The organism is Pseudescherichia sp. AS216, from assembly GCF_037152055.1.
In the GTDB taxonomy this organism is placed as follows: domain Bacteria; phylum Pseudomonadota; class Gammaproteobacteria; order Enterobacterales; family Enterobacteriaceae; genus Pseudescherichia.
Genome location: NZ_JBBCMV010000020.1, coordinates 1 through 602, shown reverse-complemented (window position 1 = coordinate 602; position 602 = coordinate 1). Strand labels below are relative to the sequence as shown.

At 53.7% G+C, this 602-nt stretch carries 1 rRNA gene; it reads left to right on the top strand.

The features are described from left to right. Positions 1 to 602, top strand: a 23S ribosomal RNA gene (locus WFN61_RS20710); the annotation flags it as partial.

The following is a 602-nucleotide window of genomic DNA, read 5'->3' as shown; positions in this document are numbered from 1 at the left end:
TTGGCTTAGAAGCAGCCATCATTTAAAGAAAGCGTAATAGCTCACTGGTCGAGTCGGCCTGCGCGGAAGATGTAACGGGGCTAAACCATGCACCGAAGCTGCGGCAGCGACACTATGTGTTGTTGGGTAGGGGAGCGTTCTGTAAGCCGTCGAAGGTGTGCTGTGAGGCATGCTGGAGGTATCAGAAGTGCGAATGCTGACATAAGTAACGATAAAGCGGGTGAAAAACCCGCTCGCCGGAAGACCAAGGGTTCCTGTCCAACGTTAATCGGGGCAGGGTGAGTCGACCCCTAAGGCGAGGCCGAAAGGCGTAGTCGATGGGAAACAGGTTAATATTCCTGTACTTGGTGTTACTGCGAAGGGGGGACGGAGAAGGCTATGTTGGCCGGGCGACGGTTGTCCCGGTTTAAGCATGTAGGCGGAACGACCAGGTAAATCCGGTCGTTTACTAACGCTGAGGTGTGATGACGAGGCACTACGGTGCTGAAGCAACAAATGCCCTGCTTCCAGGAAAAGCCTCTAAGCATCAGGTAACACGAAATCGTACCCCAAACCGACACAGGTGGTCAGGTAGAGAATACCAAGGCGCTTGAGAGAACTCG